The sequence below is a fragment of the Chryseolinea sp. T2 genome, assembly GCF_037203685.1.
Lineage (GTDB): Bacteria > Bacteroidota > Bacteroidia > Cytophagales > Cyclobacteriaceae > Chryseolinea.
On record NZ_JBBCAU010000010.1, the window covers coordinates 344,617 to 350,616 of the forward strand.

Consider the following 6,000-nt stretch of genomic DNA (forward strand, 5'->3'; position numbering starts at 1 on the left):
AGGAGATGAGCTGACGGAAAATTAGTAGGGCAGGACTGAGCTTATTGAAGTATGATTCGTTGTCGTGGTATTCAGATAGATTGCCGGCGGGTAGTTCCCAGTAAGGCCTAAATAAGGCCGCAACGTTTTGGCTAGTGCCGGGCGGCGCGTAGGCAAACTGTCGGCCACTTTTTCCCAACCCGTTCCCAACGATTTCCTAAGTCTTGCCCAGTCGTTCCCAGTCTTTTTCCCAGATCCGCCCAGACGTTTCCAGTCGTTTTCCCAACTCTTCCCAGACTTTCCCAGACTCTCGATCAATGCTGAGACTGGAACCTGCGGTGGCTGCGTTTAGCTACAGGGTTGTGCCAGTGCGCGACTTACCAGAGACCTATCCTTCCAGACCCAATTTCCGGTTAAGGGAGAGAACAATGGTGAAGTGAAAATAGCAGGTGAGGATGAACCCGAGTCAGGAATGCCGACTGACCGCTGGCCGAGTAGGGGAGAAGATGGATCCCTGGCGCCTCACAAGTCACTATAACCTCACTATAAGCTCACTATAACCTCACTGTAAGGGTTACTTTTTTTTGCCAGCTAAAAACCGCAACTCCTATTTTGCCGTATTGTTAATACCTAAAATAGGAAAAGGTAGCAGCGGTGGCCAAACAAGATTCGTTATTTAAATATCAGGGTACTTTTCGTAAAGTGACCCAGGTGAACAGCAAGACGTGGGGTGAACACCTACGTGCCGCCCGGGGTACTTACAAAAAGGCGGAGCTTAACGACGCATTCAAAAAGTCAGCTGCGGAAACGCCGATCGCGAATATCCTGGCCAAGACGATCAAAGATTTGTTTTTGCCCCACATGAATGACTTCAAGGACGGAAGGATGTGGTCGCGCATGCTTTCTATTTTCAAGCTGCAATTGTCCAAAGAAGTGGATGGTCCTCCGAAGCTTGAAGAATTCGAATTTAATAAAGCTGCCCCGCTCCGCCACCTGATATTATGGAAGGAAGAAGTGGCAGCATCGCTCGATGGCAACGCACTTCAGCTTGCGGTGACAACGCAATGCGTTTCCAAAAGGGTGATGACAGAGAGTTACCGGCAAACGTTCATTGTTACTTTTTATACGCCTAGTCTGAAAGGCATCGGCAAAGCCTTAGCGGATAGTGCGATCATTCCCAGGGATAAAAGTACCTGGTACGATCATCGGGCAAGTTTCGATATTCCGGATGATGCTTCTATCGCTATTGTCGCACTCAAGTGTGAACTGTTCCAGGATGGACAGGTAGTCGACAAACCGAAGAGCGCGATGGACATCGTTAAGTTGTTGTATGTAGGCATTGATTAGGCATGGGGAATGCCCTGGCGCTCCACCTCGTTCCCTTCAATGCTTCAAAAATCGTTGACGCTGATTGCTGTCACCCAGAAGTTCGATAAAGTAAATTCCGTCTGGAAGTTGCGATATATCGATTGATTGCGCTTCGCCACTCATTTGGATGTTTTCTTTGTAGAGAATTCTTCGCCCTGTCAGATCTGTAACCGACCAGGATGTTACGGCCCCGGTCGTTCTGAAGTTTATTTGCTGTGTGGCGGGAATCGGAAACAATTCGAATCCATTGGAGACTTCCGCAAGTCCTGTAATCATGTTCACCGTTGCAATGAACCGATCGCTTTCATTATAGCCATCCGAAACGACAAGTGGTATTTCTAACGGGCCAGTATAGTTTGCCTCAGGAGTAACTACGTTGCCAGATACATTATAATGAGCCCCAGGTCTTATGGCCAATGTGAAGTCGCCGGGAACATTGTCAGGATCACTAACTACAATATTCTCGACATCAATAATGATATCCTGATTTTCGGTGTACTCAATTTCATTCTTCAACCGGGTAATGACGGGCGTTACATTCAAATTATTTCGCAAAGCCCGCCAAACGCTCGAGCCATAAGTGCCCGCGAACGCATTGCCGGCGTTGAAGGCAAGTGGGGCGACGAATCCGTCAGACAATCCATTATTTAACGGATACCAGTTCAAACCCTCGTTGTAAGAAACATATACGCCCATCGTTGTACCGACGTATAAGGCGTTTGACGTCTTTACAACTGATAAAATAGTTTCAACAGGCAATCCCTGAATTTTTGTCCAGGTCTGAAGGTTGTCAGTAACAAACAATCCCTGATAGGTTGCCAGATAAACTTTGCTTTCTCCGATTGCGACCTCATTGGGATAAAAGTAGGTTGGCAACACACGCGAGCTTTCCCAGGTAATACCAAAGTTATTTGAAATAAGAATATTTTCGTTTGCCAGCACAACGATCGTGTCTCCTCTGACGGCTGCGTTAATGATACCCATGCCATTGAAGTGCGTGTCCGTTCGGGTTGCCCAGGTTTCCCCGGCGGAAGTTGAATAGTGCTGCTGACCTTGTTCACAGGCAAATACCCGATCCTTATCGCCGGCGAGTATCTGAAAATAATTATTTGGATCGCCGCCCTGCAGACCACGTTTTAAATTCCAGGTAATACCGCTGTTCGCTGATTTGAAGATGCCTTTGCCGGTAGCAGTGATCACATAGTCAGGTGTGACATGCAGGCCTTTGACTACCACGCCACCGATATATCCGGCGGGCGAATTGTCTTCCAGGCCATCGTTTCTTTTGTTCCAGCTTTGCCCGTTGTCTGAAGATGCAAATACGCCCACGCCCGTTCCTGCGAACAGTTCATCGTTTGTCGCTTTCAATTGTGTGATGATCATATTGAGCAGGCCCTTACTTTTTTCCTGCCAGGTGGTAGCGTTGTCGTTGCTTATGTAAATACCCTCCCTGCCGCCTACGATAATTTTGTTGTCCTCGCAGTAAATTGTATTTACCACGCCTTTGTAGCTTAATGTATTGATTGTTTCCCAGTGCAGACCTTCGTCTTGCGAAACAAACAAAGTTGAATTACCGGCCGGGATGATCACGCGCTCTTCGTGGGCATATATCGAAGTCAACATATAATATCCTGTTGTGCCAATGCTGCTGGTCGTCCAGGTTGCGCCATAGTCCCTCGATATGGCAGTGGGCTGGCCACCCGTAACGTAGATGGCGTTGTCATATCCGGCCATTGAATTGATGGATGTTACGGGGGCATTTATATCGGTGAGGGTTGTACCCTTGTCCGTGCTTTTGTAAACAGCTGCTACGCTGGAGGCGTTTGTGGCGCCGATGAACAAACTATTCCCCACCACCAGGAAGTGGCCGACCTGGCGCAAATCTTTTCCTTTTAATGTCCAGCTGGCTCCTCCGTTAGCGGAGTGGTAGAATCCGCTCTCGGAGCTTCCGGCGTAGACATCGTTGTTATTGGCAAGAAGACTATAAAACGTTTTGCCCTGAAGTTCACTCCCGGCGCGAACCCACGTTCCGCCAAAGTCGGTGGATTTATAAATTCCATTGCCAGCGATTGCCGCAAAAAGGACATTTTCTGATGATGCAAGAGCATAGCAATGAGGATTCAGAGGAAGACCGATGTTTGAAGCATCCCAGTGATCGCCATCGTCGGCGGATCGGTAAACTCCTCCCGGACCTGCATTGACCAATAAATAGTTATCAACCCTAACAATATCATCGACGGAACCTCCGGCGGGGCCAAGGGTTCGATTCCACAGCGCCGATTGAGAATAGCAGCGGAAAGAAACAGGAAGAACGATGAGAATCAGAATGACACACAATCTCATTTGGGCAGAATTTATAAGGATATAAGATACACTTTTATCGCATCACCGCTAACTTTTACATTCCATGCGCGCCAGCAGGAGATGCAAATCACTGTGATGAGCAAGTTGGCATAGCGCCAGTTGATATCGACAGCCATGGATATCGAAAAAAATGTCGCCAACTTGTGCTCCCAAATCTTGTCTGCAATTTAGGAGCAATACATGTACTGGCTTTCATTGTTTTACATTCTGTACCTGGTGGTTATGCTGATTAGTATGCTTGCCGTCGGCTATTCCGGTTTGGTATCGTGGTTTACCACCCAATATCCGGATGCTTATTTGGTGAGCGATTACAGCATGCTCTATTTTACAGTGCCGCACTATTCAGGCGTACGACTGGTAGCGCCATGGTTGATACTCCTTCTTCTTTCTGCGATTGTTGTTTTCATTTTGAAAAGAAGAACAATAGAGGTCTGTTTTGGAGACCTGAAAAGCGACTTGGGAAAAGTATTCGAAATTGTCAGAAGTTCATTTGCCGATGTGAATTTTACTCAAAGAGCAATACTTATTGCCTGCTTGATTTTGCTGCTGGCTGTTAAAGTATATTTCTTTGCTACGCTACCTTATCAGGTGGATGAGGTGTTCAATTTTGTCTTTTTTATAGACAAGGGTCCATTGCACATCAGCATGTATTCAAACAATCATGTGCTCTACAATATTATTTCCTTCTTCTGGTGGAAATTGACGAGCAATCCAATGCTGGCATCCCGGATGACCAGCATCTTATCGGGCATGGCTATTCACACACTTATCTATGCCATGACAAAGTATTTTTATGATTTTAAAGCCGGGATATTCGTTCTCCTGCTTACCGGCCTGACATTTTGGACCAACGCTTATAGCGCGGAAGGCTACTCATACACGTTGATGGCATTGTGCTATCTTGTAAGTGTTATTTCATTGTTGTTCTATTTTAAAGAACGCCGTCGTGGATACGCCCTCTATATCCTGAGCAGCGTACTCGGATTTTATTGTAGCAAATTGTTCATTATCCCGTTCATGTCAACCGTAATGGCATGGATGATAGGGGAGATATACAAGGGCCAGGGAAGGGGTATCCTGGATATCATTTTTGCTACCTTATCTGTTTTCTGTATATCCACATTGCTATATCTACCGATGCTGCTTTGGTCTGGCCTGGATGCATTCTTTGTTACAAGCATGTTGCCGCAGGAACTTGTCAGGGGATTTGCATCGCTTCTCGAAATCTTGAGTGTCATGACAGAAGCAAATAGCAGGAATTATTGGCTGATTGGAATGGTACTGGTTTCCGGTTGTCTGATCTTTTTCAGAAGAATAGATGAAAGGCTTAAGGTTGTCATCGTACTAAATATCACTACTATTTTATCGATCGTTTTATTCATTTTGATATTTCATGTTTACCCTCCGTGTCGGGCTTTTAGTTACACGAATACTGTTTTTTACATTTTGGCTGCTGTTGCGTTGCTTACCATACTGAAAAACTTTTCAGGTTTTAAGCCGCTATATTATCAATTGATGATTGTGACGCTTCTGTCAATAAAATCGTTGGGTACTGTATACATTTTAAATTATGGATGGCAGAACAGCCCTGGTAGTTTTCAGGATCGTAATTTTTACGAGCGCCTTGCTGCTCGCGTGAGCGATATCTTCCTCTATCAGCCTAAGAGCATATTCAGCGACCGGCAGGATGAATACCTTAATTTCTATCTGAGACTGGCTGCGATCCGTGAAGGAAGGGAATTGATTTTTGATTATGACCTCGATGATTTGTCGAAATGCGATGTGTATATTTTACATGATCCGACTATTGCTGCCGATGGGGATCATGTACTTATTAAAGAAGGGAGAAACGAGTTTGGCCGTATCTATGTGCATAAAGGCCACTTAACCCGTTGATTAAACTTGCCTGGAGGACTTACTTACAGAGTTGAGCCTGTCGGGTTTTGCAGAAATTTATCAGACTAGCATGAACGCATTAATCCTTACTAATAGAAGTCGTTGGGTGCCCATAAAGTCCCCCAGATAACCCGTTCAGGTGTGTAAACTCTCATAGGGAATGCGCCCTTTGGATTGAGGCATGGAATGTAGCCACCTTTTGGTTCCAGGCAGGGCATGTCGTCTCCTGAAATTATTTCTTTTGTTGATTTGATTGTTCGGCGCCATGCCGGTGTCATACGCCGTTACCTGATATCATGGAAACAAGAAGTGGCGGTGAATATTCCGGTAATGTTTGACCCACCATTCCGGTAATGGTTTGACCCAGGGATTCCGGTAATCATTTGACCCACC

General features: G+C 45.9%; 3 protein-coding genes. 2 read left to right on the plus strand and 1 reads right to left on the minus strand.

Features of this window, described 5'->3' with window-relative positions:
• Positions 1–633: 633 nt before the first annotated feature.
• Positions 634–1,326 (plus strand): hypothetical protein, encoded by a 693-nt coding sequence (locus WBG78_RS27725; RefSeq protein WP_337329780.1) that lies wholly within the window; start codon positions 634–636, stop codon positions 1,324–1,326.
• A 36-nt stretch (positions 1,327–1,362) separates the two neighbouring features.
• Here WBG78_RS27725 and WBG78_RS27730 read toward each other — a convergent pair whose 3' ends face one another.
• Entirely contained in the window at positions 1,363–3,690 is a 2,328-nt protein-coding gene (locus tag WBG78_RS27730; protein ID WP_337329781.1) for a T9SS type A sorting domain-containing protein, read from the minus strand.
• Positions 3,691–3,891: 201 nt separating this feature from the next.
• On the opposite strand from WBG78_RS27730, the gene WBG78_RS27735 reads away from it, so the two are divergent.
• Positions 3,892–5,607, plus strand: a complete 1,716-nt coding sequence (locus tag WBG78_RS27735; RefSeq protein WP_337329782.1) for a hypothetical protein — start codon at positions 3,892–3,894, stop codon at positions 5,605–5,607.
• The last annotated feature ends 393 nt before the right edge of the window (positions 5,608–6,000 follow it).

Coding starts and splice junctions, on each gene's coding strand:
- WBG78_RS27735 (WP_337329782.1), top strand. CDS start 3,892: ATGTACTGGCTTTCATTGTTTTACATTCTGTACCTGGTGGTTATGCTG.
- WBG78_RS27730 (WP_337329781.1), bottom strand. CDS start 3,690: ATGAGATTGTGTGTCATTCTGATTCTCATCGTTCTTCCTGTTTCTTTC.